The organism is Streptacidiphilus fuscans, from assembly GCF_015690355.1.
Classification (GTDB): domain Bacteria; phylum Actinomycetota; class Actinomycetes; order Streptomycetales; family Streptomycetaceae; genus Streptacidiphilus; species Streptacidiphilus fuscans.
This window is the reverse complement of the sequence record NZ_JADPRT010000021.1, coordinates 96604-123341: the sequence shown is the minus strand read 5'-3', so window position 1 is coordinate 123341 and position 26738 is coordinate 96604. Positions and strand designations below refer to the sequence as shown.

General features: G+C 70.9%; 21 protein-coding genes. 11 read left to right on the top strand and 10 right to left on the bottom strand.

Translation table 11 applies throughout. The annotated features are described in order from the left end of the window. Nucleotides 1–12: 12 nt before the first annotated feature. On the bottom strand, nt 13–813 hold the full coding sequence (locus I2501_RS35385) for a ZIP family metal transporter (RefSeq protein ID WP_196198287.1): 801 nt from the start codon (nt 811–813) through the stop codon (nt 13–15). A gap of 271 nt (nt 814–1084) precedes the next feature. After that, a complete protein-coding gene (locus I2501_RS35380) occupies nt 1085–1828 on the bottom strand; it encodes a GntR family transcriptional regulator (RefSeq protein WP_196198286.1) in 744 nt (247 codons plus the stop codon). A 244-nt stretch (nt 1829–2072) separates the two neighbouring features. Here I2501_RS35380 and I2501_RS35375 point away from each other — a divergent pair, with 244 nt between their 5' ends. The 9 genes from I2501_RS35375 to I2501_RS35335 all read left to right on the top strand — a co-directional run bounded on the left by I2501_RS35375 (nt 2073) and on the right by I2501_RS35335 (nt 10943). Beyond that, on the top strand, nt 2073–3236 hold the full coding sequence (locus tag I2501_RS35375; protein ID WP_196198285.1) for an ABC transporter substrate-binding protein: 1164 nt from the start codon (nt 2073–2075) through the stop codon (nt 3234–3236). After that, entirely contained in the window at nt 3233–4117 is an 885-nt protein-coding gene (locus tag I2501_RS35370) for an ABC transporter permease (RefSeq protein ID WP_196198284.1), read from the top strand. The genes I2501_RS35375 and I2501_RS35370 overlap by 4 nt, the downstream gene beginning before the upstream one ends. Continuing rightward, nucleotides 4105–5028, top strand: a complete 924-nt coding sequence (locus I2501_RS35365; protein ID WP_196198283.1) for an ABC transporter permease — start codon at nt 4105–4107, stop codon at nt 5026–5028. The genes I2501_RS35370 and I2501_RS35365 overlap by 13 nt, the downstream gene beginning before the upstream one ends. An 87-nt stretch (nt 5029–5115) precedes the next feature. Then, nucleotides 5116–6285, top strand: coding sequence for an ABC transporter ATP-binding protein (locus tag I2501_RS35360; protein ID WP_196198282.1), 1170 nt, complete (start codon nt 5116–5118; stop codon nt 6283–6285). 185 nt (nt 6286–6470) lie between these two features. After that, nucleotides 6471–7145 carry an HAD family hydrolase gene (locus tag I2501_RS35355; RefSeq protein WP_328806847.1) on the top strand — a complete coding sequence of 225 codons (675 nt, stop codon included), beginning with the start codon at nt 6471–6473 and terminating at the stop codon, nt 7143–7145. Between the two features lie 33 nt (nt 7146–7178). After that, the gene (locus I2501_RS35350) at nt 7179–7505 is read left to right on the top strand and encodes a DMT family transporter (protein WP_196198280.1); all 327 of its coding nucleotides are present in this window, start codon (nt 7179–7181) and stop codon (nt 7503–7505) included. A 206-nt stretch (nt 7506–7711) separates the two neighbouring features. Further along, the gene (locus I2501_RS35345) at nt 7712–9136 is read left to right on the top strand and encodes a nucleobase:cation symporter-2 family protein (RefSeq protein WP_328806846.1); all 1425 of its coding nucleotides are present in this window, start codon (nt 7712–7714) and stop codon (nt 9134–9136) included. A gap of 11 nt (nt 9137–9147) precedes the next feature. Next, nucleotides 9148–10473 carry a UDP-glucose dehydrogenase family protein gene (locus I2501_RS35340; protein ID WP_196198279.1) on the top strand — a complete coding sequence of 442 codons (1326 nt, stop codon included), beginning with the start codon at nt 9148–9150 and terminating at the stop codon, nt 10471–10473. A gap of 59 nt (nt 10474–10532) precedes the next feature. Continuing rightward, the gene (locus I2501_RS35335; RefSeq protein WP_196198278.1) at nt 10533–10943 is read left to right on the top strand and encodes a CoA-binding protein; all 411 of its coding nucleotides are present in this window, start codon (nt 10533–10535) and stop codon (nt 10941–10943) included. Nucleotides 10944–11050: 107 nt separating this feature from the next. On the opposite strand, the gene I2501_RS35330 is transcribed toward I2501_RS35335, so the two are convergent. From I2501_RS35330 to hemA, 7 genes are read right to left on the bottom strand one after another with little or no spacing between them, the layout of a single operon-like run. Continuing rightward, nucleotides 11051–12394, bottom strand: a complete 1344-nt coding sequence (locus I2501_RS35330; RefSeq protein ID WP_196198277.1) for an MFS transporter — start codon at nt 12392–12394, stop codon at nt 11051–11053. A 58-nt stretch (nt 12395–12452) separates the two neighbouring features. Continuing rightward, nucleotides 12453–15872 (bottom strand): S41 family peptidase, encoded by a 3420-nt coding sequence (locus I2501_RS35325; RefSeq protein ID WP_196198276.1) that lies wholly within the window; start codon nt 15870–15872, stop codon nt 12453–12455. Then, entirely contained in the window at nt 15869–17857 is a 1989-nt protein-coding gene (locus tag I2501_RS35320; protein WP_196198275.1) for a phenylacetate--CoA ligase family protein, read from the bottom strand. Before I2501_RS35320 ends, I2501_RS35325 begins: the two co-directional genes overlap by 4 nt. Before the next feature lie 27 nt (nt 17858–17884). Beyond that, entirely contained in the window at nt 17885–19189 is a 1305-nt protein-coding gene (locus I2501_RS35315) for an ATP-grasp domain-containing protein (protein WP_196198274.1), read from the bottom strand. Continuing rightward, nucleotides 19186–20148 (bottom strand): 3-oxoacyl-ACP synthase III family protein, encoded by a 963-nt coding sequence (locus I2501_RS35310; RefSeq protein WP_196198273.1) that lies wholly within the window; start codon nt 20146–20148, stop codon nt 19186–19188. The genes I2501_RS35315 and I2501_RS35310 overlap by 4 nt, the downstream gene beginning before the upstream one ends. Further along, nucleotides 20145–20990 (bottom strand): TauD/TfdA dioxygenase family protein, encoded by an 846-nt coding sequence (locus tag I2501_RS35305; protein WP_196198272.1) that lies wholly within the window; start codon nt 20988–20990, stop codon nt 20145–20147. The genes I2501_RS35310 and I2501_RS35305 overlap by 4 nt, the downstream gene beginning before the upstream one ends. A 60-nt stretch (nt 20991–21050) precedes the next feature. Beyond that, nucleotides 21051–22259: a 5-aminolevulinate synthase gene (gene hemA, locus I2501_RS35300; RefSeq protein ID WP_196198271.1), complete on the bottom strand. Its 1209-nt coding sequence runs from the start codon at nt 22257–22259 to the stop codon at nt 21051–21053. 468 nt (nt 22260–22727) lie between these two features. Between hemA and I2501_RS35295 the strand changes: the two genes are divergently transcribed. Further along, entirely contained in the window at nt 22728–23231 is a 504-nt protein-coding gene (locus tag I2501_RS35295) for a luciferase domain-containing protein (RefSeq protein WP_215910261.1), read from the top strand. A gap of 181 nt (nt 23232–23412) precedes the next feature. Beyond that, nucleotides 23413–23580 (top strand): hypothetical protein, encoded by a 168-nt coding sequence (locus I2501_RS35290; protein WP_196198270.1) that lies wholly within the window; start codon nt 23413–23415, stop codon nt 23578–23580. A 44-nt stretch (nt 23581–23624) separates the two neighbouring features. Here the strand turns inward: I2501_RS35290 and I2501_RS35285 are convergent, their stop codons facing one another. Beyond that, nucleotides 23625–26573, bottom strand: a complete 2949-nt coding sequence (locus I2501_RS35285; protein ID WP_328806845.1) for an AfsR/SARP family transcriptional regulator — start codon at nt 26571–26573, stop codon at nt 23625–23627. Nucleotides 26574–26738 lie beyond the last annotated feature (165 nt).

Below are 26738 nucleotides of genomic sequence, written 5' to 3'. Positions count from 1 at the left end.
TGCGGGGAAGCTTCAGGCCCCTGCCGCGGTGACGACGGCGTCGGTGACGAAGCCCGCGATCACGCCCCCGAGGATGCCCCAGGTGACGAGCTCCTTCATGGCCGCCTTGCGGGCCACCGCGAGCAGCTCGATCACGACGTAGAGGATCGAGCCCGCCGCCAGGGTCAGGAAGCCGATGGAGAGTGTGTCGTTGACGACCGACTGCCCCACGAGCGTGCCGAGGAAGGTCGGACCGCCACCGATCAGGCCGAGCACGCCGAGTCGGCCCCAGCTCGGTCGGGTGCCCTCCGCCGCCAGCGGGGCGACGATGCCGAAGCCCTCGGTCGCGTTGTGCAGACCGAAGCCGATGATCAGCAGCACCGCCAGCTGGAGCTGGCCGGACGCGGCGCTGTTGCCGATGGCAAGGCCCTCGGCGAAGTTGTGCAGTCCGATGCCGACGGCGATCATCAGCGCCAGCATGTCGAAGCGCGACCGCGTGCTTCCGCCGTCGGCGGGACCGCCCGCGGCGGTGGCCTTGCGGGCCATCAGCCGGTCGAAGTAGACGAGGCCCATCAGGCCGACACCGAAGCAGCCGAAGAAGACCAGGCCGTTGCCGGTCGCCGAGGCGTAGTGGTGGTCGCCGAGGGCGCTGTCGATCGGGTCCCACGCGTGGGTCAGCACGTCCCAGAGCAGGAAGACCAGAATGCCGATGGCCACGGCGTTGAGCAGGGCCCGCGTCCGCGGGAGGGGAGCTTTGAGTCGTCCGACGGGGAGACCGAGGTAGATGGTGAACCCGGCGACGGCACCCAGCAGGGTGATCTCGGTCGTGGACATGCGGGCCCTCCCGACGGCAGCACGACGCAGAGCGGAAGGCGCCTGCGGCAAGTAAGGCTAACCTAAGCCTTTCTGCCTGCCCAGGTTGTTGCACTATCCAGGGGCGCGGGGCTCTGCTGATATGCGGCTCCGCCGCGCGGGCGCGACAAGCCACCCACGCAGGTAGAGCACCGAACGAGCAGGGCCATCCGCTCATCAGTGGCTTCTCGCGCAGTTCCCCGCGCCCCTGCCTGTTGCAACTGACCCATCTGCAAAGACTGTTGTCGTCGGGTCAGCTCTGGCCCGACTGGCGCGCCAGGGGGTTGGAGCCGATGGAGTTGGCCACCGCGAAGCTGACCGTGCCGGAGACGTAGCGGTCGTCGGACCACTCGATGGGGCGGCCCGCCGGGGTCGTCGTCATGCGGCGGATGCGCAGCAGCGGGCTGCCGCGACGGATGTCGAGCAGGCGGGCGTCCTCCGCGCCGGCTGCGACCGCGTCGATGACGTGCTCACCGTAGGCGAAGATCATCCCTATGTCGTCGTAGAGCGCCTGGACCACGGACTCGCACTCGGCGGGGAGCCGCTCCACCGCGTCGGCCATCCACTGCGCGTAGACGTTGCGCTCCAACAGCACCGGCTCACCGTCGAGTCCGCGCACGCGCAGCACCTGGAGGACCTCCTCGCCCGGCGCGATCTGGAGTCGCTGGGCGTCCTCGACCGTGGCCGGGCGGCGGAACTGGTGGATGACCCGGCCGGTGGCCGTGTGCCCCATCGCCTTCGCCCACTGGGCGAAGCTGCGGAGTTCGGCGAAGCTCTGGCTGCGGCGGCTGCCCAGAACCACCCGGCGGGCGCCCTGGCGGGAGCCGATCCGGCCCTCCGCGGTCAGCGCCGCGACGGCCTGGCGGACCGTGCCGCGTGAGACGGCGTAGCGGGCGGAGAGCTCCGTCTCGGTGGGCAGCATGCCGCCCACCGGGTACTCCCCGAGATCGATGGCCTGCCGCAGCGCGTCGGCAATCTCCTCGTGCCGTGCTGCCACAGTGCGCTCCTCAGTCCGTCCTCGTTCGACCCGTCAATCTACTGCCGTCGTATTCGGGCCGGCGGCGTGATCGTACCGTTACGTGCGCGACCAGCGAAATGCCCATCCAGAGCAGAGGAATCCGATGGGCAATGGCATGCGGGCGTTGATGTCCTGTTAACCATCCAGTCACCAAGCTCGGGCGTACTGTCATCGACTTGTTCGGACAAGTGATTAGCAACTGACGCCCCCTCAGGAGCCCAACGTGACCTCCACCCCTGCCCGGGCCGCCGCGCTTACCGGCGTACTGGTCGCCTCAGCCCTCGCGCTCACCGCCTGTGGTTCCGCAGCCTCCGTCAACGGCGGCAGCGGGTCCTCCTCTGACTCGGCCAAGGCCTCCACCGCCACCTCCGTCTCGGACTTCGGTGGGATGAACCAGCTGATCGCCGCCGCGAAGCAGGAGGGTCACCTCAACGTGATCACCCTGCCGAGCGACTGGGCCAACTACGGCACGCTGATGGCCGAGTTCACCAAGAAGTACGGCATCCAGATCAGCGACGAGAACCCCGAGGGCTCCAGCCAGGACGAGATCAACGCGATCACCACGCGCAAGAGTCAGGACCGCGCGCCCGACGTCGTCGACGTCGGTGGCGCCTTCGCCCTCACCGGCCAGCAGCAGGGCCTGTTCGCGCCGTACAAGGTCGCCAACTTCGCCGAGATCCCGGCCGGCCAGGCCGCCACGGACGGCAGCTGGTTCAACGACTACGGCGGCTACATCTCCATCGGCTGCAACGCCGGCAAGGTCAAGGAGTGCCCGAAGACCTTCGCCGACCTGCTCAAGCCCGAGTACAAGGGCATGGTCGCGCTCAACGGTGACCCGACGCAGGCCAACGCGGCCTTCTCCGGCGTCTACGCCGCGGCGCTGGCCAACGGCGGTTCGCTGAGCAACATCCAGCCGGGCATCGACTTCTTCGGCAAGCTGAAGAAGTCCGGCAACTTCAACCCGGTCCAGTCGACGCAGGCCACCGTCGAGTCGGGCGAGACCCCGATCAGCATCGACTGGGACTACCTGAACGCCGGCTACGCCGCCGAGTTCCAGTCCAAGGGCATCAACTGGCAGGTCAACGTCCCGACGGACGGCCTGTACGCGTCCTACTACAACCAGGCCATCAACAAGTGGGCGCCGCACCCGGCGGCTGCCCGCCTGTGGGAGGAGTTCCTCTACTCCACCGACGGCCAGAACGGCTTCCTCGGCGGCTTCGCCCGCCCGGTCCTGTTCGACGCCATGAAGAGCGCCGGCACCCTGAACGCCTCGCTGGCCGCCAAGCTGCCCGCCGTCTCCGGCACCGCCCCGATCCCGTCGCAGGCGCAGATCACCGCCGCCAAGGCTGTCGTCGCCTCCAACTGGTCGAAGGCCATCGCCGGGTGAGCACCGCTCCCCTGAGCGCGACGCCCGTCCGCCGCCGCCTGCGCAAGGCGGCGGCGGGCCGGTTCGCCGTCCTTCCGCTGCTGCTCTTCGTCGCCGTGGCCTTCGGGGTGCCCGCCCTGGCCATGGCCTACGGTGCGTTCACCACCTACAACCCGGGCAAGCCCAGCCAGTACACGATGGGCAACCTGTCCGCCTCGCTGCAGGGCGGCTACCTCGACGCGCTGATCGGCAGCGTCAAGCTGTCCGCGCTCGCCGCGCTGATCGGCGTGGTGTTCGGGCTGCTGCTGGCGCAGGCCGTGGTCACCTCGCGGTTCCGGCTGCTGCGCCACGCGGTGCTGAGCGCCTCCGGCGTGCTCGCCAACTTCGGTGGCGTGCCGCTGGCCTTCGCGTTCATCTCCACGCTGGGCAACGCCGGTGTGCTGACCACCCACCTGCACCTGGACCAGCACGGCTGGAGTCTCTACTCCTTCAACGGCCTGACCATGGTCTACCTCTACTTCCTGATCCCGCTGATGGTGCTGAGCGTCATCCCGTCCCTGGACGGCCTGCGCCGCCAGTGGCGCGAGGCCGCGCAGAACAACGGCGCGACGACCTGGCAGTACTGGCGTCACGTGGCGCTGCCGGTGCTCTTCCCCTCGCTGCTCGGCGGGTTCGTGCTGCTCTTCGGCTCGGCCTTCGCCGCCTACGCGACCGCCGCGGCCATGGTCGGCGCGAGCGTCCCGCTGATCACGCTGCAGATCGCCACCGCGCTCAACGGCAACGTGTCGGCCGACGCCACCAACGTGGCCCTGGCCATGAGCCTGGACATGGTGGTCATCGCCACCCTGGTCATGGTCATCTACCTCCCCCTGCAACGCCGGAGTGCCCGATGGCTGGTGTGACCGTCCCCGCCCCGTCGACCCAGACCGGCCCGGTCGGCGCAGGCGACGCCCGCACCCCGGGCCGCCCGCGACCGGGCGTGCTGGCCCGGCTCGGCCGCATCCGCTTCGGACGCGCCGCGGTGCTGCTGATCGCGGGGCTGTACTTCCTCACCCCGATGGTCTCGACGCTCTGGTTCACCGTCGACAACTCCCCCTCGGGCTTCAGCCTCGACGCCTACAAGCAGATCTTCAGCGTTCCCGGCCTCTGGCCCGCGCTGCAGCTCTCGCTGCTGCTGGCGGCCGGCACCATCGTGCTGGTCTACCTGCTGCTGGTGCCGACCGTGGTCGCCGTCCGGCTGGGCAGCCCGAGGCTGCGCACCGTCGTCGAGTTGACCTGCACCCTGCCGCTGGTGGTCCCGTCGATCGCGCTGACCGCAGGCATCACGGCCGTGCTGCGCTGGTGCAACGACAACCTGATGCCGACGCCGTTCTACAAGACGTTCGTGCTCGCGCAGAGCGCCAACTTCCCTGTGGTGCTGCTGCTCGCGTACGTGGTCATGGCGCTGCCGCTGGCCTACCGCACGCTGGACGCCGGGGTGCGCGCCCTGGACGTCCGCACGCTGCTGGAGGCCGCGCAAAACAACGGCGCGAGCCGGGCCCGCGCGATCGTCACCGTGATCCTGCCGAACATGCGCACCTCCCTGCTGAACACCGCGTTCATCACCCTGGCGCTGGTGCTCGGCGAGTTCACCGTGGCCTCGATCCTCGGCTACGTGCCGTTCGCGGTCTGGATCGTCAACGGCAACAGCGCCGGGCAGGGCCCGGTGACCGTGGCCGTCTCCATCGTCAGCCTGCTGCTCACCTGGCTGCTGCTGCTCGTGCTCTCCGCCGGTGGCGGTCGCCGCAAGGCCGGCGCGAACGAGAACAACTGACGAACGCGCACAACCGACCAGCACCGCACCCCCACCGAGCTTGCACCACCGCCCCAGCTTCGCCTCCGAGGAGTTTCAGGAGTGTCCATGACCACCGACCCCGCGCCCGCGACGTCCGTCGCTGCCGTGCCGTCCCCTGCGGGGCCGACGGACGGCACTGCTGCCACTTCGGTTTCCAGCAAAGCACCCGCCACTGACAGCGCCGGCAACTCCACGGGCGCGACGGTCCGGTTCGTCGGCCTGCGCCGCACCTTCGGTGCGACCACCGCGCTCGACGGCCTCGACCTGACCGTCAACCCGGGCGAGTTGGTGGCCCTGCTCGGCCCCTCCGGCTGCGGCAAGACGACCGCGCTGCGGATGCTGGCGGGCTTCGAGACCCCGGACTCCGGACAGGTCCTGGTCGACGGCGAGGACGTGACCCGCATACCCGCGCATCGCCGTGACGCGGGCATGGTGTTCCAGTCCTACAGCCTCTTCCCGCACCTGAACGCCCGTGACAACGTCGCCTTCGGCCTGAAGATGCGCAAGGTCGGCGCGGCGGAGCGCCGCAAGCGCGCCGACGAGCTGCTGGAGCTGGTGGGTCTGCCGACCCACGGCGACCGCTACCCGCACCAGCTGTCCGGCGGCCAGCAGCAGCGCATCGCGCTGGCGCGCGCCCTGGCCCTGCGCCCCCGCGTGCTGCTGCTCGACGAGCCGCTGTCCGCGCTGGACGCGAAGGTCCGCGAGAACCTGCGCGAGGAGATCCGTCGCCTCCAGCAGGAACTGGGCATCACCACGCTGTTCGTGACGCACGACCAGGAGGAGGCGCTGTCCATGGCCGACCGCGTCGCCGTCATGCACGCGGGCCGCCTGGAGCAGTGCGACACCCCCGCCGAGCTGTACGCGCGTCCCGCGACGGCGTTCGTGGCGGAGTTCGTCGGCACGATGAACCGCATCCCCGGTGTCGTGGACGCCGACGGCAAGACCGTCGAACTCCTCGGCCAGCGGCTGCCCGTGGAGGCCGGCGGCGAGGTCCGCGGGGACGCGGACGTGCTGATCCGCCCGGAGAACGTCGTCGTCACTGCGGGCGGCGGGCAGGGCGCGATCATCACCGCCAGCATGTTCCTGGGCGCGAGCACCCGTCTCACCATTCAGCTGCCCGACGGCACGTCGGTCAAGGCGGACCTCTCCACCCATGACGCGGCGGGGCTGCCCGCGGGCACGGGCGTGAGCGTGAGCCTGCCGGAGCGGGCCGTCCTGGTGGACGCGCGCCGCTGAGTTGCAACTTCCTTAGGGGCGCAGGGAGAACTGTGCGGCAAGCCACCGAGGCGGTGAGTGCCCGAACGCGCAGGGCCATCCGCACAGGGTGGTTCTCGCGCAGTTCCCCGCGCCCCTGAGGTGTTGCAACATCCCCTTTGCCCGTATCTGTAACCCAATCCTCCCTATACGAAAGGCGGAGCCTCGTGCCCAGCCGCGCCACCCTGCAGGCCGTTCTGTTTGACATGGACGGGACCCTCGTCGACACCGAAGGGCTGTGGTGGCAAGCGGCAGCGGACGAGGCACGGACGCTCGGGCTGACATTGGGAGACGACGACGTCCCCGACGTGCTCGGCCAGGCCGTCGCGCACACCGCCGCGTACCTCTTCCGTGCGAGCAACGGCACGCGCAGCGAGGCGTCGATCGCCAGTGGGCTGGACCACCGCTTTGTCGAGCTGGTCGCGCAGCAGGTCGTCCCGCTGCCCGGCGCGCTGGAGCTGCTGGACGGGCTCGCGGACGCGGGCATCGCCACCGCGCTGGTCTCCGCCTCGCCGCGGCACGTCGTGGACCTCGTGCTGGACGCGCTCGGGCGGCGTCGCTTCGTGACGTCGTTCGCCGCCGGGGAGACGCCGCTGACCAAGCCCGCGCCGGACCCCTACCTCGCCGCCGTGAGCGCGCTCGGCGCCACGCCGGACTCCTGCATCGCCGTGGAGGACACCCCCACCGGCGTCGCCTCCGCCGAGGCCGCCGGGGTGGCCGTCGTCGCCGTGCCGTCGCTGACGCCGATCCTCCCCGCCCCAGGGCGCGCCGTGGTGCGCAGCCTGCTCGACGTCGACCTGGCGCTGCTGCAGCGTCTGCTGGACGACACCGCCGCCGCCTGAGGCCCGGCGCCGACGGGGAGGTAGTTTCCGATCATGCCTGCACTGTTCCTGGCTCTCGCCATCAGCTCGGAGATCTGCGCCACCGTCTCCCTGAAGTACACCTACGGGTTCACCCGGCTGCTTCCGAGCATCGTCGTGATCCTCGGCTACGTGGCCTCGTTCGCGCTGCTCAGCCAGGCACTCAAGCAGATCCCGGCGAGCACGGCGTACGCGATCTGGTCGGGTGCGGGCACGGCCGTGGTCGCGGCCATCGGGTTCGTCTTCCTCGGCGAGGGCGTGAACCTGTGGAAGGTGCTCGGCATCGCACTGATCATCGTCGGCGTCGTCGCGCTCAACCTCGGTGGCACCGCGCACTCCTGACCCGACCCGACCTGCGCCCGACCTGCCCGAACCCCCGGCCCGAGGCCGGGGGTTCGGTGTTTTTCCATGCCCTTGGACGATCATCCAAATGATGACACATTCTGTTGACGCGCCTCTTGGGCACACCTACGTTTTCCTTCAATCGAAAAGCGGATACCACATCGCGGAATTTTGCCTCGCCCTGGCCACCCCCATGGAGGTCCCGAGTGCCTGCTTCTCCCGCCTCTCCCGCCTCTCCCGGCGATCCCGCTCCTCCCGCGCCCCACCCCGTCGACGAAGTCCTGTCCCCACCCAAACTCGTCGCCTACGGACTGCAGCACATCGCGGCGATGTACGCGGGCGTCGTCGCCCCGCCCCTGATCGTCGGCACCGCCTGCGGGCTTTCGGGCACCGAGCTCACGCTGCTGATCGGCGCGGCTCTCCTCACCTCTGGCCTGGCCACGCTGCTGCAGACGCTCGGCGTCTGGCGGGTCGGCTCCCGGCTGCCGTTCGTCAACGGCATCAGCTTCGCCAGCGTCGCCCCGATGCTGTCGATCGTGAAGCAGTCCCATCCCGGTCAGGCGCTGCCCGCCATCTACGGTGCGCTGCTGATCGCCGGTGCGGCGACCTTCTTCGTCGCGCCCTGGTTCGGCAAGCTGAACCGCTTCTTCCCGCCCGTGGTCAGCGGCACGGTGATCACGCTGATCGGGTTGTCCCTCTTCCCGGTCGCGGCCGGCTGGGCCCAGGGCGGCAACGCCTCCGCGCCCGACTACGGCTCGGTGGCGAACATCGCCCTGGCGGGCGTGACGCTGGCGGTGGTGCTGGTCCTGAACCGGTTCCTCAGCGGGTTCCTCGGCTCCATCTCGATCCTGCTCGGCCTGGTCGCCGGAACGCTCCTGGCGATCCCGCTGGGCAAGAGCAACTTGGGTGCGATCAGCCACGTCCCGGTCTTCGCGGTCCCGTCGCCGTTCCACTTCGGGGCGCCGACCTTCCAGGCGGGCGCGATCATCTCGATGCTGATCGTGATGCTCGTCTCGATGACCGAGAGCACTGCCGACCTGCTCGCCCTCGGCGAGATCGTGGAGCGCCCGGCCGACGCCCGCACCATCGAGGGCGGCCTGCGCGCCGACGGCGCGGCGACCCTGCTGGCGGCCTGTCTCAACGGCTTCGCGACCACCGCCTTCGCCCAGAACATCGGGCTGATCGCGCTCACCAGAGTGCGCAGCCGGTTCGTGGTGGCGACCAGCGGCGTGATCCTGATCCTGCTCGGCCTCTTCCCCGTGGCCGGCGCCCTGGTCAACGTGGTGCCGCAGCCGGTGCTCGGCGGCGCCGGGCTGGCGCTGTTCGGCACGGTCACCGCGAGCGGCGTCCGGACGCTGACCGGCGCCAAGCTGGAGGAGAACGGCAACCTGCTCACCGTCGCCGTCGCGCTCGGCTTCGGCGTGCTGCCGATCGCCGCGCCCACCTTCTACGCCCACTTCCCGCAGCTGGTGCAGACCGTGATGAACTCCGGGATCAGCGCGGGCTGCCTGGTCGCGATCGCCCTGAATGTCTTCTTCAACCAGCTCGGACGACGCAAGCCCACAGCACCTGCACAACTTCCGCTGGTGGCCGACATCACGCCCGACCGGGCCGGAGCACCGACCGGGTAGAGTCCCGGGCCATGAGGATCACCGTCATCGGAACCGGATACCTGGGCGCGACCCACGCTGCCTGTATGGCCGAGCTCGGCTATGAGGTGCTGGGCCTGGACATCGTCCCGGAGAAGATCGCGACGCTCTCCCAGGGGCGGTCCCCGATGTACGAGCCGGGCCTCGACGAACTGCTGCAGAAGCACGTCGTCTCGGGCCGGCTGCGGTTCACCACCGACTGGGCGGAGGCCGGCGCCTTCGGTGAGGTGCACTTCGTCTGCACCAACACACCGCAGCGCAAGGGCGAGTTCGCCTGCGACATGTCCTACGTCGAGGCCGCCTTCGACTCCCTCGCGCCGCACCTGCGCGAGGGAGCGGTGGTCGTCGGCAAGTCGACCGTCCCGGTCGGCAGCGCGGCCCGGCTGGCCGAGCGGATGGCGTCCGGCGCACCGGCCGACATCGCCGACACCATCGAGCTGGCCTGGAACCCGGAGTTCCTGCGCGAGGGTTACGCCGTGCAGGACACCCTGCACCCGGACCGCCTGGTGGTCGGCACCCGCAGCCCGCGCGCCGAGGCGGTGCTGCGCGAGGTCTACGCCCCGCTGCTGGAGGCGGGCGTCCCGATGGTGGTGACCGACTTCGCCACCTCGGAACTGGTCAAGGCCGCGGCCAACTCCTTCCTGGCGACCAAGATCTCCTTCATCAACGCCATGGCCGAGGTCTGCGAGGCCTCAGGCGCGGACGTGGTCCAGCTGGCCGGGGCGCTCGCCTACGACGAGCGGATCGGCGGCAAGTTCCTCAACTCCGGCCTGGGCTTCGGCGGCGGCTGCCTGCCCAAGGACATCCGCGCCTTCATGGCCCGCGCGGGCGAGTTGGGCGCGGACCAGGCGCTGACCTTCCTCCGCGAGGTCGACTCGATCAACATGCGCCGCCGCTCGCGGATGGTCGAGCTGGCCCGCGAGCAGCTCGGCGGCGGCTTCCTGGGCCAGCGGATCGCCGTTCTCGGCGCGGCCTTCAAGCCCAACTCGGACGACGTCCGCGACTCCCCCGCGCTCAACGTCGCCGCCCAGATCCAACTCCAGGGCGGCCAGGTCACCGTCTACGACCCCAAGGCCATGGACAACGCCCGCAAGCTCTTCCCCGGCCTCTCCTTCGCGCCGACCGCGCACGAGGCCGCGACCGGCGCCCACGTTGTCCTCCACCTGACCGAGTGGCAGGAATTCCGCGACCTCGACCCGGCCGAGCTGGGCCCCCTCGTCGCCGAACGCCGCATCCTCGACGGCCGCAACGTCCTCGACCCGCACAAGTGGCGCTCCGCGGGCTGGACCTACCGCGCGCTGGGGCGCCCGGGGGAATAGCCCGCGCCGCTTCTGGTTGACGTGGGTGGAAGGCTCACGGACGACAGGAGTGCGACGGCATGGACGGCGACGCGGAGACGGTGCGCAGGATCCTGACCGAGTCCGGGGACACCTGGGCCGTGGTCGGGCTGTCGAACAACCGGAACCGGGCCGCGTACGGCGTGGCCCAGGTGCTGCAGCGGTTCGGCAAGCGCGTCGTGCCGGTGCACCCCAAGGCCGAGACCGTGCACGGCGAGCAGGGCTACGCGAGCCTCGCGGAGATCCCGTTCCCGGTCGACGTCGTCGACGTCTTCGTGAACTCCGCGCTTGCCGGGGCCGTCGCCGACGAGGCCGCTGCCGTCGGCGCGAAGGCCGTCTGGTTCCAGCTCGGCGTCGTCGACGAGGACGCCTACGAGCGCACGCGCGCGGCCGGGTTGGAGATGGTGATGGACCGGTGCCCCGCCATCGAGATCCCGCGTCTGCACGACTGACCGGCGGCCGGACGACAGCGTCCGCACGTCGGGTCCGCGCATGCACGAAGGGCCGGCGTCTGCATGACGGTGTGCAGACGCCGGCCCGTCGTGGACCACCGGGAGAGTCACGCCTCGGGCACGTCCCGGAGCTTGCGCAGCGGGGAGAAGACCACGAACAGCACGGCCGCCCAGTCGCCGAGGGCGGCGACCGTCATCACCGGCCGGACGCCGAAGTAGGTGCCGAGCACGCCGCCGAGCGCGGCGCCCAGGGGCATGGTGCCCCACATGATCCAGCGCACCGAGGCGTTCATCCGGCCGAGCAGGGCCGGCGGGCAGATGGTCTGCCGGTAGGAGACCTGCGAGGTGTTGTAGAGCACCCCGATGACCATCAGCAGCGTGAACCCGACCGCGACCAGGATGGTGGACCAGCCGGGCTGGGCCAGCGGGATGAGCAGACCGGTCCAGCCGAAGAGCAGCGCGGGGACCCAGATCAGTCGGGCCGTTCCGATCGCCTTGCCGAGGCGGTTGGCGACCAGACCGCCGATCAGGCCGCCGACCGCCGAGCCCGCCATGACCAGGCCGATGACCCACGGCGCGGCGTGCAGGACACGCACCAGGAAGACCATCTGCAGCGCCATGGTGATGGAGCCGAAGAAGTTGGAGACGGCGGTGGAGGCGACCACCTTGCGCAGGATGGGGTGCCCCACGACGAAGCGCAGGCCCTCGATGATCTCCGCCCGCAGGTTGCGCTTCTCGCCGGTGACCGGGGTCGGCTTCTCCTCGGGGGTACGGATCAGGAACAGGCTCAGCGCGGAGATCGCGAACGAGCCGGCGTCGGTGACGATGGCCCGCGCCGCGCCGACCAGGGAGACCAGCAGGCCGCCCAGGCTGGGACCGACCAGCTGGGCGAAGGACTGCGTCGTGCCCAACTTGCCGTTGGCGTCCACCAGTTCGTTCTTGCCGACCAGAACCGGCAGGTAGCTCTGATAGGCGATGGCGAAGAAGACGCTCAGCACGCCGGTGGCCAGGGCCACGACGTAGAGCTGCCCCAGGGTCAGCAGCCCGGTGGCGGCGCCGATCGGGATCGAGGCCGTCAGCACCATGCGGCCCAGGTCGCACCACATCATCAGGCGGTGCTTCGCCGCCCGGTCGACGATCGGGCCGGCCGGCAGCGCGACCAGGAGGAAGGCCAGTGTGGAGGCCGCGGTGAGCAGGCCGACCTGGAAGGTCGTCGCGTGCAGCACCAGGACGGCGACGAGCGGCAGCGTCAACTGCGTGACGCTGGAGCCGATGTCGCTGATCGTCTGCCCGCCCCACAGCAGCATGAAGTCCCGGTGGCGCCAGAGGCTTACCGCCCCGGGAGTCTCGTGCGCCTGCTCCTGTACGGGTTCCTGCGCCTGGACGGGTTCCTCCCGTACGGGTTCCTGCACCTGTTCCTGCTGCGCCTGCTCGACTGCTTCGATCGTCATGTCTGCGGACCTTCCGGGGCGTCTGTCGGCTCGTCTGTGTTCTTTCGGGAGCAAGCTCTCATCGGGCGCTCCCGTTTCGATCCCGCCCGGTTCCCCCTTCGTCGGCACGGCCCGTCGGCGCGGACGGGCTCGCGGAACGACCGTCCTTCAGGTCGGCCAGGGCCCTTCCCACTGCGGCTTCGAGCTGGGGGTCCCTTCCGGCCGCCCAGTCCTGCGGGGTGATGCCGACCTCCAGGTCCGGCGTTACGCCGTCGCCCTCCAGCGCGAAGCCGGGGCCCTCGAACCAGAAGGCGTGCTTCGGATGGGTCACCCGCGTCCCGTCCACCAGGGTGATCGGATCGTCCATCCCGTACACCCCGCCCCAGGTGCGCACGCCGACGACGGTGAGGCCGTGAGCGGCCTGGAGCGCGTGGACGGCCATCTCGCCGTCGGAGCCGGTCTGTTCGTCGGCGAGCACGACCACCGGCCCGAGCGGTGAACCCGAGGGATAGCTGGCCGGCGTCCCCCTGCGGGAGACGTCCCAGCCGATGACGCGGCGGGTCAGCCGCTCGACGACCAGCGGCGAGATATGTCCGCCGCTGTTCTCCCGGAAGTCCACGACCAGTCCCTCGCAGGCGAGTTCCGCGCGCAGGTCGCGATGGAACTCGGCCCAGCCTCGGGACATCATGTCCGGTATGTGCAGGTATCCCAACCGGCCGCCGGACAGCCTGCGCACCTCGGCGCGACGCGTGCGGATCAGGTCGTGGTAGCGCAGGACGGCCTCACTGCCGGTCGGGAGCACGACGATCCGCCGGTCCCCGTTCGCGCCACGGAGCGTCAGTTCGACCGGTTGGTCGGCCTTCCCGAGCAGCTGCGGAGCAGGCCCCCGGTGCGGGTCGACCGGGCGGCCGTCGACCTCCGCGATCCGCTCGCCCGGCTGCACCCGCAGACCCGGTGCCAGCAGCGGGGAGCGCGCGGCGGCGACGGAGGACTCGCCGGGCAGCAGCCGGTCGATCCGCCAGGTGCCGTCCCCGTGCGCGGACAGGTCGGCGCCCAGGAAGGCCGGAGCCCCGACGTGGCGCGTCGGGGCTGACGGGGCTGACAGGGCCACCGGGGCTGTCGGGGCGACCTCCGGTCTGGGAAGTACGTAGGCGTGCGAGGCACCGAGTGCGCCGTGCAGCTCCCACAGCAGGTCCACGAAGTCGTCGTACGAGCCGAGCCGGTCCAGCAGCGGCCGGTATCGCTCACGCTCCGCCGCCCAGTCCACCCCGCACAGGTCGGCGCTCCAGAAGTTGTCGCGCATCAGGCGCGAGGCCTCGTCGTACATCTGGCGCCACTCGGCGACCGGGTCGCAGGTCACCCGCACCTGGTCGAGCGGCACCTCGGCCTGCGCCTGGCCGGTCAGGTCCAGCATGGCCAGGCTCGGGCCCGACCGGACGGCGATCCGGCTGCCGTCGGCCGAGACCGCGTAGGCGTCGACATCCTCGTGCACCACGGTCGCGACGCCCCAGGAGAGATCGAAACGGGCCAGCGCGGTACGCCGTCCTGGCGTTCCCGAGCCCGCCGTCGACTCGCCGAGGTTGCCCGCGCCGCCCGTCGTCTCCGTCCAGACCACGCCGCCGCGCACGGCGCGCAGTTGGGCGAGGTCGCCGGCGGCCACCGGGAAGGCCACCACGCGGTCGGCCATTCCCTCCAGGTCGAGCTCCAGGTCCATGGCAGGGTCAAGGGCAGGAGCCGTGACCGTGCCTTCGGCGGGCCCGGGGCCGAACGGTGACAGGGTGTCGGCGGAGAGCGTCGCCAGGTAGGGCCGCACCGTCGGCAGGAATGCCATGTCGAACTGCTGCGCGTCGTAGTGGGGGTCGAAGGTGCGGTTGGACAGGAAGGCGAGGTGGAGGCCGTCCTGGGTGAACGCGGGGCAGGTGTCGTTGAAGCGGTCGCCGGTGACCTCGAAGATCCGACGGTCGCCCACGCGAGCCAGCCGGACGGACGATCCGTTCGCGGGCGTGGAGCCGTCGGACGGGGACCAGAGTTGCGACCAGGCCAGCAGGGCCGAGTCCGGGGAGAAGACCAGCCCGGCGGGCGCGCCGTTGGCGGTGGACGCGAGCTCGGTCACGGTTCCGGATCCGAACTCCACCAGCAGCACCCGGCCGTCGTCGGCGGCCACGGCGCAGTGCCGCCCGTCCGGGGCGACCGTCAGCTCCTGGACCCGGCCGAGCTCCCCGACCGCCAGCCGTCGCGGCTGCTGCGGCTGCGGCTGCGGCTGCGGCTGCGGCTGCGTGTTCAGCTGCCCGACGGGCGCCGCACCGAACACCGGCAGCAGCTCCAGCCCGTCCTCGCCGCCCGCGTCGGTGACGCAGAGGACCGCCGTCGCGTCCGGGAGCTCGACCGCCAGCCGGCCGCGGACCCCTGGGGCCGCCAGCAGCTCGTGAGCTGGGGCGTCGCCGACCGGAACGCGCTGGACGCTGCCGCGGACCGTCGCGATGACCGTCCCGCCGGTGGCGTCCAGGGAGAAGCCCTCCAGCGCGTCCTGTGCGGTGACCGTGCGCGGCTCGCGTCCCGACGGGGTGCCGTCCAGCACCACGTCCAACCGCACCGGCACGGACTCCGGCGATCCGAGGGATTCGAGCAGCCAGAGCTCGCCCGCGCACTGGTAGACGACCCGGGTTCCGTCGGTGGTGGCGTGCCTGGCGTAGTGCCCGCCGTGGTCCGTGTGGCGGCGCAGGTCGGAGCCGTCGCGGGAGGTCGAGTAGAGGGCGCCCACGCCTTCGTGGTCGGAGAGGAAGGCGACGCGATCGCCCACCCACATCGGGTTGACCAGGTGCGGACCCACCTCGGCGAGGAACTCGGCGAACTCCCCGCCCTGCTGAGCCTGACTCTCGGGTGCCTGACCCTGCGGAGCCTGACTCTGCGACACCCGGCCCTGCGGTGCCTGCCAGATCCGGCCGCCCATCCCGCCGCGGTACCGCTTCCACCAGGCCGGCTCCCGGTACAGCGGGGTGCCGACCAGTGCCGCGCCGTCGGCGGCGAGGGCGAGGTCCCCGGCGGGGCCGTACGGAAGCCGCCGGGCAGGGGCGTCCAGCGGTACGGCGTACGCCCAGGTCCGCATCGTCGGGTGCTGACTCGGGCGGCCGAGCACCAGGACCTCGGAGGCCGACAGCCAGCCGCGGACCGCGGTCAGGGTGTCGCCCCAGTACGTCAGCCGGGTGACCGCACCGCCGTCCACCGACGCGGCGTACGCCTCACGGCGGGCCGTCTGCCCTGCGCCCCCGCCGCTGTCGCGGGTCGAGGTCCAGGCCACCCGGCGGGCGTCCGGACTCAACCGGGGGTGCTGGACCGGCACCCGGTCCGAGGTGAGCCGTCGGGCCTGGGCGCGGCCGGTCGCCGCCGCGTCCAGGTCGGCCAGCCAGACGTCGTCGTCGGCGACGAAGGTGAGCAGGTTCCGCGCGAGGTGCGGATGGCGGAGATAGGGACGCCCGCCGCCGTCGATGCCGCCGCTCATGCCGTCACCAGCCGGCGGTCGATGACGGTCTTGATCTTGCCGCTAACGGCGTTCCGCTCGATCCCGCCCTCCGGGCAGTGCTCGACCGTGAACTCGAAGACGTCCAGCGAGCCGTCGAAGCGGTGGTCGCTGTCCAGCGTCTTGATCTCACTCATCAGGTGCTCGCGCACCTCCCGGACGTCCAGCGGCTGCGAGGACTCGATCCGGATCGCGATGCTCTCCCGGCCTTCGTTCGACTCGACCACCAGCTGCACCTGGGACGGCTGGTACCGGGCGAGGGACTCGACCACCTCGGTGTGGGTCACCGTGGCGCCCTTGACCTTGATCAGACCGTCGGCCCGGCCGAGGTACTCCAGCACCTGGCCGGAGACGCCGCACGCGCAGTCCTGCTCGACGATCCGGCCCAGGTCGCCGATCCGGTAGCGGATCAGCGGCCCCTCGAACTTCTGCAAGGTGGTGATCAGCAGCTCGCCGCACTCGCCGGGCGCCACCGGGGCGCCGTTCTCGTCCACCACCTCGATCAGGTTGTAGTCGGGGTTGACGTGGTGCAGGGTGCCGCCGAGCGCATCGCACTGGTAGCCCAGCTGTGCGCCGTCGTTGGCCGCCAGGACGCTGGTGATGACCTCGGTGCCGAGCTGCTCGCGCAGCCAGCTCTTGTCGGACTCCGACATCGCCGTGCCGCCGTAGAGGACCTTCTGGATCCGCAGCTGGGGCCGGCGCGCCTTGGCCTCGCGCAGCAGCGGCATGATCAGCACCGGCAGGCCGAGCAGCGCGTTGGCCGAGAAGGACTGACAGAGCATCAGAATGTCGTCCACGGAGACGTTCTGAGCGGTCGAGTAGCACTCCAGCGGCATCCGGGAGAGCTCGCACAGCGTGGTGCTCAGACCGCCGTACAGACCGCCGCCGTACAGCGTGTTGATCAGACGGTCGCCGGGCGCCAGGCCCATCGCGTAGAACAGCGGGGCCGCTTCGCGGATCATGTTCTCCCAGTCGGTGCGGGAGTACGCGATGTAGCGCGGGGCTCCGCTGCTCGCGCCGCTGCGCAGCACCTCGCCGGTGCGCGGGCCGGGGCTGGACAGGTCACGGCTGGTCGGCAGCGAGTGCGCGTCCAGGGCCGCCTTGTCCAGGATCGGCAGGGAGCCCAGCTCGGACAGGCCGCCGACCCGGGGCAGATCGCGGTAGTAGGGCGTGTGCCGCGCCTGCTGGACCAGGTAGCGGAGCTTCGCGTCCAGCCGCGGCTGCTGCTCCTCGGCGTCCATGCCGCGGGCGGCCGAGAGGGTGGTCCCACGCCAGTACACACGGTGGCTGAGCCCGTGGGTCCACTCGGCGCGGCAGTCCCCGATCAGGACGGTCGCGGCCAGCGGGTCGTCCTGCACGGCGGATTCGGCGGCTCCAGCGAGTTCGCCGGTCAGCCGGGTGCGCAGCACGGTCGCACCGGCGGGCTCTACGGTCGCGGCCGTCTCGTCGGTCGCGTACAGCTCGGCGTCGAACCAGCCCGGCAGCGTCGCGTTGCCGGGAAGGACCGGCAGCAGGTCGGGGACCCGGACCGGCGATCCGGCGACGTCCGCCTGCGGGCCGAGGATCTCGGCCTCGGGCAGCGGCACCTCGGCGCGGCGCAGCAGCGCCACCAACTCACGCCAGAAGTCGGCTCGTTCGGTCCGGATGACCACCTTGTTGCCGGTCGCCCAGCCGAGCAGCAGGCCGCGCAGGGTGTTGCCGGCACGGTGGTCGTCCAGCACCACGGTGCCCACCGGCGTGAGCTCGTAGACGTCGTTGCCGTCGACCACGCTCTGCCAGGGGTACTGGCTGAGACCGCCGAACAACTCGTCCAGTCCTGCACCGAGTTGCACGCTGTCGAAGAACCGGGACAGGCCGGTCAGCCCTGCCCCGTCGAGCAGTCGGGCGAGCGCCGAGTCGGGTACGGCGGCGAGGTCGCACTCGGCGTGCTCCACCGCGAGGAGCAGGTCGGTCGGGAAGTATCGCATCGTTGGTCTCCTGGCTGGACCGCGAACTCAGGCGCGGGACAAGGCCGGTACGTCGGGGGCGAGGGCGGGAGCGGGGATGGTGGCCGTGAGCAGCGCAGGCGCTGCGGGCGTTGCAGGCGTCACGGGTGCTGCCGGCGTCACCGGCGCAGCGGGCGTCGCGGTTCCGACGCGGATGGCCCGGGCGCACTCGGTCAGGAAGCTGCCGAGCTCGGCGGAGTCCGCCGAGGAGGCCTCGATGAACACCGGCACCAGCCACTCCTGGTAGGTGATGTGGTCCGGCAGCGGCGCCCCGGGGGCGAGGGTGTGCAGGACGTCCACCGCCGGGTGCGTGCGCAGGTGCTCCGGGATCTCGATGCGGTGCTCCGCGTCCGCGCCCAGGTGGTGCCCCGGGAAGCAGAGCCAGCCGTGGTAGCGGCCGGTCGAGGGGACCGGCTCGGGCCGGGGCAGGCCCAGTCGGATGGCGATCTCGTGCGCCGGAAGGTGGACGCCGGTGTGGCCCAGGTGGGCCTGCAGGACTCCGGCGCCGCCCATCCGGTTGGCGACCTCCAGGAAGACCAGCTCGCCCTCCTCGGTCTCGAACATCTCCAGGTGGATCGCGCCCTCGGCGATCTCCAGCGCCTCGACCACCTGGGCGGCAAAGGCGAAGTGCCGCTCGTCCTGAGGCAGTTGGTACGAGCCGAGCGGCTCGCCCTCGGCGAAGTCGACCGGACGGTTGACGTACCGGCTGACCACCAGCTCCAGCAGCCGACCCTCGCCGACCAGTCCGTCGGCGTGCAGGATCGCGCCCTCGATGTACTCCTCCAACTGGTAGTCCTTCGGGTTCTCCAGGCGGTGGTAGGCCACCAGGGCCTCGCGGGCGGTGTCGTGGATGGTCACCCCCTCGCTCGACGCGCCCTGCCGGGGCTTGACGACGGTCCGCCCGGACCAAGGCAGCGGCCGGCAGGACGGCGGCGCGGCCACGAACCGCGGGTAGCGGATCCCGGACTCGGCCAGCGCCTCCTTCATGGCGACCTTGTCGCGGACCCGCTCCAGCTGTCCCAGCGAGGGGCCGTCGAGCCCGAGGTGCTGCCGGATCTGCCAGGCCTGCAGGATGCCGAACTCGGAGAGCGAGAGGACCTTCTGGTAGCCGTCGGCCCGCGAGGTGCGCCGGGTGACGCCCTCAACGAGATCCTCGTCCGCGTCGAGCTCGATCCGCCGCGCGGGCAGGTCGGCGGGGAGGTCGGCCATGCGGTGCGGGTGGCCGATGTAGGTGACCTCGTGCTCGGCGTGGTCGATGCCGAGCCGGTAGTCGATCTTCCGGTAGGGGACCTGATGTACGACGAGGATTTTCATCCTTGGAACTCCAATGCGGTGATTCCCCAGGTGAAGCCCATGGCGCTGGTGGCCAGCAGGAGCAGGTCGCCCGGCCGCAGCAGCCCCTGGACGCGCAGCTGCTGGAGGGCGATCAGCGTGTCGGCCCCGCCCATGTGGCCGAGCCGGGAGTAGTTGAAGACGCTCTTCTCTGCCGGGAAGTCGAGCTCGCGCAGCAGCCGCTCGTGCATGTCCCGGTCGCCCTGGTTGATCAGGAGGTAGGCGACCTCGGACAGCTTCCGGCCGAGCCCGTCGAGCGTCTCCTCGATCAGGTCGGTGAAGTTCCGCACGTACGCCTCGGCCAGCCCCTTGCGGTGGGCCCCTCGGCGGATGCGGACCCGGCCTTCCTCGTACTCCCCGGCGTAGTAGTCCGACCAGCCGGGGTCGGTGCGCATCGCCGAGTGGAGCAGCAGGAACGGGCCCCGGGAGCCCGGGGCGACCAGCACGGCCGCCGCCGCGTCACCGAAGTTGAACAGCGCCTTGGACTGCGGGTCCGAGTAGTCGACCATGCGCGAGAGCTGGTCGGCGACCAGGACCAGCGCGTGGCCCGTGCCGCGCAGTTCGAGCTTGTCGCCGGCGATCTTCAGGGCGGTCATCCCGCCGTTGCAGAAGTTGGAGACCTCGAAGCAGTGCGCCCACTCGATCCCCAGCCCGTGCGCCACCTTGGCGGCCGGGGACCAGAACGGGATGTCCCACTCCCCCGAGCCGGCGTAGACGACGTAGCGGATGTCCGACGGCTCGACCGTGTTCCGGTAGAGCACCTCGCGGGCGGCCCGCAGGGCCATCTGCCAGGAGAGCTCGTGCTCGTCCAGCGCCGGGAACCGCTCGGCATGCGTGATCTTCAGGATGTCGGCGGTCGGTACCCCGGAGGAGGCGTGCATGCCCGCCACGCTCACCTGCCCTCCGGGGTAGCCGATCCCGAAGTCGACGATGCCGCTCACGGCCGCCGGGTTTCGATGCTGACGCGGTGCACGGTGCGCGAGGCGCCCGGCTCGACCTCGGTGGCGATGTGGTACGTGGTCCGGGTCTTCCAGATGACCAGGTCGTTCGGGGTCCACTTGTGGGTGTAGACGTGGGTCTCGTCGTGGATGAGGCCGTCGAGCATGGTGAAGAAGGCCTCGTTCTCGTTCGGGTCGAAGCCCAGCACCGAGTCCATGTACTCGCGGGAGCCGTAGACGTACTCACGGCCGGTGTACTCGTCCTTGCAGACCACCGGGTGCTCGACCTTGGGGTGCTCGATGTCGATCAGGGCCTTGAACTCCGCCACCGACAGGCCCACGTGCTCCTGGCGGATGCGCAGCCGCTTGCCGACCGTGTGCAGGCCGATCCGGTCGGACAGCTTGGCCTTCCACTCCTCGGGCATGCGGTCGTAGACGTCGGCGGCGTTGGCGAACTTGGTGTGGCCGCTGGTGCCGGGCACGTTGACGCCGTGCAGCATGGTGTAGGGCGCGGGGTCGGCCACGAAGGACGAGTCCTGGTGCCAGAAGTTGCCCACCCGGGCGACGCCGATCGGCTTCTCGTCCTTCATCTCGTTCGAGGAGATCATGATCTGCTCGAACTCGGGGTGGCGGTACTTGCTGATCAGGAACGGCACCGGCTCGCCCAGCCGGGCGGCCAGGTCGATCTGCTGCTGCGGCGTCAGCTCGATGCCGCGGACCACCACCAGCTCGCGCTCCTGGACTCCCTGGACGAGCTGCTCCCATACCTCCGGGCGTACCAGGTCCTCGTAGCTGGCATCGCTCAGCTCCAGGCCGATGAAGGGGGTGATCTCGTTGACGTTCACGGTTCCTCCGTCTTGCGTGCGAGTGGTTCGTGTGAATGGTTCGTGTGAGTGGTTGCCGCGTCAGTTCTCGTGCAGGCACTGCTGCATGGAGGCGGCGAAGTGCGTGATCTGCGCCTCCGTGCGGAACGGGCCGACGGTGACGCGGAAGCGCTCGCCGCCGCGGGCCACCGAGGGGAAGTTGATGGGCTGGACGTAGATGTCGTGCTTCTCCAGCAGGGCGCGGGACACCCGGCGCACGCGCTCGCCGCCGGGCACCATCACCGGCACCAGGTGGCTGTCCGCGTCGATGAAGTCGATGTCCCTGCTGCGCAGTTCGGCCTTCATCAGCGCGGTCTTGCGGTTCAGCTCGGCGCGCATCCCGGTCCCCGCCTGGACGAGCTCCAGGCTGCGCAGGGTGGCGTCCATGGCGGCCTGCGGCATCGCCGTGGTGAAGATGAAGCCGGGGGCGTGCGAGCGTACGTAGTCCAACGCGGCGTCGGGGCCGGCCACGTAGCCGCCGACGGTACCGATCGCCTTGCCGAAGACGCCCTGGACGAAGGTCGCCCGGTGGTCGTCGAGCTCCTCGCTCAGACCCGCGCCGGTGGCGCCTCGGACGCCGATGGAGTGGGTCTCGTCGAGGAAGGTCAGCGCCTGGTACTTCTCCGCGAGATCGAATATCGCGGAGGCCGGGGAGACGTCGCCGTCCATGGAATAGACGGATTCGAAGACGATCAGCTTCGGACGGTCAGGGGCGTACCGCGCGAGCTTTTCCTCCAGGTCCACGAGGTCGTTGTGCGCGAACACCTCCTTGGTGGCCCCGGAACGGATGATCCCCTCGATCAGCGAGCGGTGGTTGAGGGAGTCCGAGAAGACGACCATGTCGTCGATCGCGGCAATCAGCGTGCTCAGCGTCTCGAAATTGGCCACATAACCGCTGGAGAAGGTGAGCGCACGCTCCTTGCCGTGCCAGGCGGCCAGCCGGCGCTCCAGCTCGACATGGGTCGTGCTGGTGCCGGCGATGTTCCTGGACCCGCCGGTCCCGGTGCCGTGCAGGGCGGTGGAGGCCAGCTGCGCCCGGATGACCTCCGGGTTCTGGCTCATTCCCAGGTAGTCGTTGCTGCACCAGACCTCGATCTTGCGCCCCTGGTACATGGTGTGACCGGGGTCGGCGGCGAGGTGCCCGACCGGCAGGAACTCCCGGTAGAGCTCGCTCTGCTTCAGCTGCTCGATGCGCTCCTCGAAGGAATCGAAGACCGTCGGCTGCCGGGTCTCGAAAGCGGTGATTGTCATTCTGTCCCCTCCACGGCGCACCTTGCCGGATCCAGCATGAATCCACTGACGAATGCGCGACTGAATGCGTGACGAATACCGCAGGAAAGGGATCCACCGGAGTTCTGGGCCGGTTTTCCGCTGTTCCCGCCGTGCTTTCCGGTATTCATCCTGACCCATGGCCGACGCCGGATCCAAGCGATTCCGCTGGCACGATCTCGCCAGTCGTCCTCACGCCAGCGCCGACGCCGTACCGCGCCCCGTACCGCCGCCCGCACCGCCGCTGCCGAGGCGCCCTCCAGCCGCGTCCTGCCGCGTTACGGAAGGTTTGAGACCGTACGGGTGATGTGTCAGGCTTCTGCCTGCTCAACCCTGTTGAGCCAGGGGGACATGGTCGGGAATCAGATGGGAACCGCCGGTGCCAGGTTGCCGGGAAGACATGTACGCGCGGCTGCGACGCACAGCGCCCGCCGGATGGGAGTACCCCCTGTGAATCTGCCCGAACTGGACCCGCCCGAGCTCGATCCGGCGGAGTTGACGCTGCCCGAGCGCTCCGGCCCGCCGCCGCTGGTGTCGCCCGACGACCCCGTCGAGCAGGTCACCCAGCCCGCTCCGAGGCACCTCCAGGAGGAGCTGCTCCAGGTGCTGGAGACGCTGCCGGGGGTGGAGATCCGCCCGTCTCTCGTCTGCGTTCCGGGCACCAAGGCCGGTCATCTGACGCCCACTCTGGCGCACGGGCCCGTCCAGGCCTTCCTGGCCGGTACCGAGTTCGCACATCTGCACCCGGTGTACGACGGCAGCCTGCACCTGATGCTGCCGCCGTCGGCGGTCGACGCCGTGGTCACCGCAGGCTGGGGCATACCCGCCGGCCCCACCGGTTCGGTGCTGGTCTACGGACCGCGCGACGACGCGGAGGCCGAGGTCGCCCGGCATCTGCTGCTGGCCGCGTACCGGTACGCCTGCGCCGAGCCCGGTGGCAGCCGACCGAGCTGAACCCGCGGCGAACGAAAGCGCACGAATCCCCTCAACCGGCCGCCGGTATCCGCGAATTGGGCCGGAGGCCCGGCTTCCGCAGGGATACTCGGGCGCGCGGGATCGCTAAGGGAACGGATCGGGAACGGGTGCGACGAGCCTCGAGGTGTCGGACCAACCGCCACTCTCAAGGGGTAGAAGCATGCGCAGCAAGCTCATCGCACTCACCGTCGTCGTCTGCGGTCTCCTCGCCCTCGTCCTCTGCCAGGCCATGCCGGGTGCGGCGGCCTCCCCGACCCACCGCCCGGCCGGGGCAGTGACGTTGGCGGACGACAACCCGATCCCCAACACCACCCCGGCCGGGGCGTGACCGCCGCCTCGGGAACTCCGGGCGAAGCATGCCGACCGCGCACGTCAAGCCAGGCGGCGGCACTCCTCAGGAACGCCCATCGCGGCGAACAACTCGTCCGCCCGGCCCCGGTGTTCGCGGGCCTGGGCCGACTCCCCCAGGGCCTCGGCGCAGGACCCGAGCCCTTCGAGCGCGTAGGCCATCTCGATCCGGAACCCGGTCTCCTCGGCCAGTCGCAGCGCCTGTCCGTGCCGCGTCTGGGCCTGGACGTGCTCGCCCAGGGCCTGGTGGATCCGGCCCAGGATGTTCTCCACCGTGGCCCTGCGTGCGGTCGACCCGCTCGTCCAGACCAGGTCCAGCGCGCGCAGCCCGTAGTCGTAGGCCTCCGACGGTCGGCCCGCCCGCAGGTGCGCGTCGGCCAGCCGGGCCAGGACCAGTGACGCGTTGCCCGGCCGGTGCAGGGACCGGTGCAGTTCCTGGGCGTTCGCGAGCACGGCCAACGCCTCGTCGTACGCCCCCAGGCCCAGATGCGCGTTTGCGAGGTTGACCAGGGCCAGCGCCTCGTTGTCCACCTCACCGAGCTTGTGGTTGATCTCGGCGGACGTGCGCGCCGCCTCGGCCGCCGCCGGGTACTTGCCGAGCAGCGCGCTGACCGAGCTGATGCTGATCAGCGTCGCCGCCTCCTCACGCGGACTGCCCAGGGCCTGGTGCAGCAGCAGCGCCGCCTCCAGGTCGCGCAGGCCGTCCGCGTACCGGCCCAGGCTGTTGCGGAACGCCCCGAGTCTGCTCCGGCAGGCGGCCTCCCCGTGCCGGTCGCCGATCTCCACGGCGATCTCCAGCGCCTGCTCCAGCGCGTCGACGCCCTCCTGCACCCGGCCGAGCTGCCACAGCGCGACCGCGAGATTGGTGAGGCTCAGCCGGAGCAGCAGCCGGTCCCCCAGGCGGCGCGAGGCCGCCACCGCGAGCTGACCCGCTTCGAGCAACTCCTCGGCCCGGCCCTGCATGTGCAGGAACGAGGCGAAGGCGCGCGGCAGATAGGCGCAGTGCCAGTCCAGTCCCCGCCGGGCGGCCAACCGGACGGCCGCGAGCAGGTTGCGGTGTTCCCGCTCGAACCAGGCCAGGGCCGCGTCCGAGCTGGCGAAGACCGGCAACGCGGCGGTCGGGGCCGGGAGTTCGATGCCGAACTCGACCCGGCCCGGGAACGACACCTCGCAGGCGGCCTCGACCGCGAGGACGTAGTTGTCCAGCAGTCGCCCGACCGCCAGGCCGTCCTCGGCCGCCGTCTCCGCCGTGCACAGGCTGTGGGCGAAGCTGCGGACCAGGTCGTGGAAGGTGTACCGGCCCAGCTCGTGCTGCTCCAACAGGTGGGCGTCGAGCAGCAGTTCCAGCAGTTCCTCCGCCTCGAAGGTCGGCGTCCCGAGCAGGGCCGCGGCGGAGTGCACGTCGAGGTCGCCCGGGTGCAGGCTCAGCAGCCGGAACGCGTTCCGGCTCTCCCCGTCCATGGCGAGGTAGGACAACTGGAGCGTGGCCGCCACGCCGCGGCTGCGTGAGGCCAGTTCGTCCAGCTTCCGGGCCTCGTCGGACAGCCGGTCCACCAGGTACTGGATGGTCCAGCGCGGGCGGTGGCCGAGCCGGGCCGTCGCGATCCGCAGCGCCAACGGCAGCCGACCGCAGAGCTGCGCCAACTCCTCGGCCGCCGCGGGCTCCGCGGCCACCCGCTCCGCGCCGAGGGTGCGCTCCACCAGCGCCAGGCTGTCCGGCACGGAGAGCACACCGATCGACAGCGCCCGCGCGCCGTCCAGATCCACCAGCCGGATCCTGCTGGTGATCAGCACCATGCACTTCGGGGAGGACGGCAGCAGCGGACGCACCTGCTCCGCGTCGGCGGCGTTGTCGAGCAGGATCAGCAGTCGGCGCTGGGCCGTGGTCATCCGCCACAGCGCGATCTTGCTCAGCAGGTCGTCGGGGATCCGGTCGCCGGGCAGGCCCAGGGACCGCAGCATCACGTCGAGCACCTCGCTGGGCTCGCGCGGCCGCTGCCCCGGCGTGAAGCCGTGCAGATCGACGCTGATCTGCCCGTCCGGGTACAGCTCGGCGAGCCGGTGGGCGGCGTGCACGGCCAGCGCCGTCTTGCCGCTCCCGCCCATGCCGTCGATCGCGAGGATCGGGGTGCCCTGGGTCGCGGGCTCCGCGACCGCCGCGAGCAACTGCTGCAGCTCCTCGGTCCGGCCGGTGAAGTCCTGGACGTCGTACGGCAGCGAGCACGGGGCCGGGGCGGCCTGAGCCTGGGCCTGAGCTGACTGCGCGAGAGCACGCTGCTCCGCCGTGGCGGGGCCGGACGGGGTGGGCTGGCGCGGGGCGGCGAGCTCGGGGCTCGCCTTGAGGATGCCCTCGTGGAGCGCGCTCAGCTCAGGTCCCGGGTCGATCCCGAGTTCCTCAGCGAGCAGCGTTCGCACCCGCTGGTACTCCTCCAGTGCCTCGGCCTGCCTGCCGGAGCGGTAGAGGGCCAGCATCAGCTGTCCGCGCAGGGTCTCTCTCAGCGGGTTCTCCCGGGCCAACTCCCGGAGATCGCCCACCAGTTCCGCAGCCTCGCCCAGGCCGAGCTGGAGCTCGAAGAGCAGCTCGACGGCGGTCAGCCGCCGCTCCTCCAACGAGGTCGCGGCACCCTGGAGCAGCATGCCGCCCTCCCCGGCCAGCAGTCGGCCCCGCCACAGTTCGAGCGCCGCCCGGAGCTGGTCGACCGCGTTGCCCGGCAGCCCCGCGGCCACGGCCTCCCGGGCGCGGCGCAGGCGCACCCCGAACAGGCTCAGATCCACCTGGTCGTCGTCGACGGCGACGCGGTACCCCGGACCGTCGGTCACGAAGACCGCGGCCCCTCCGGGTATGCGCTGGCGCAGATCCGCGACGATCTTCCTGATCTGGTGCGCGGCCGTGGCCGGAGGCGCGTCGTCCCAGGTGATCTCCACCAGTCGCGCGACCGGAACGACCCGGCCGGGCTCCAGGAGGAGGGCCACCAGCACCCGCTCCTGCAACGGGCCGCCCAGGCGAAGTCGCGCCTCCCCTGCCCAACACTCAAGCGAGCCAAGAATGTTGAACCGAATTCGAACGTGCTGGGGATCGACCCGCATGCTCATTCCCTCGTTCCCGCGCATAAGCCCAGGTCGGGCCGCTGCCGGTGA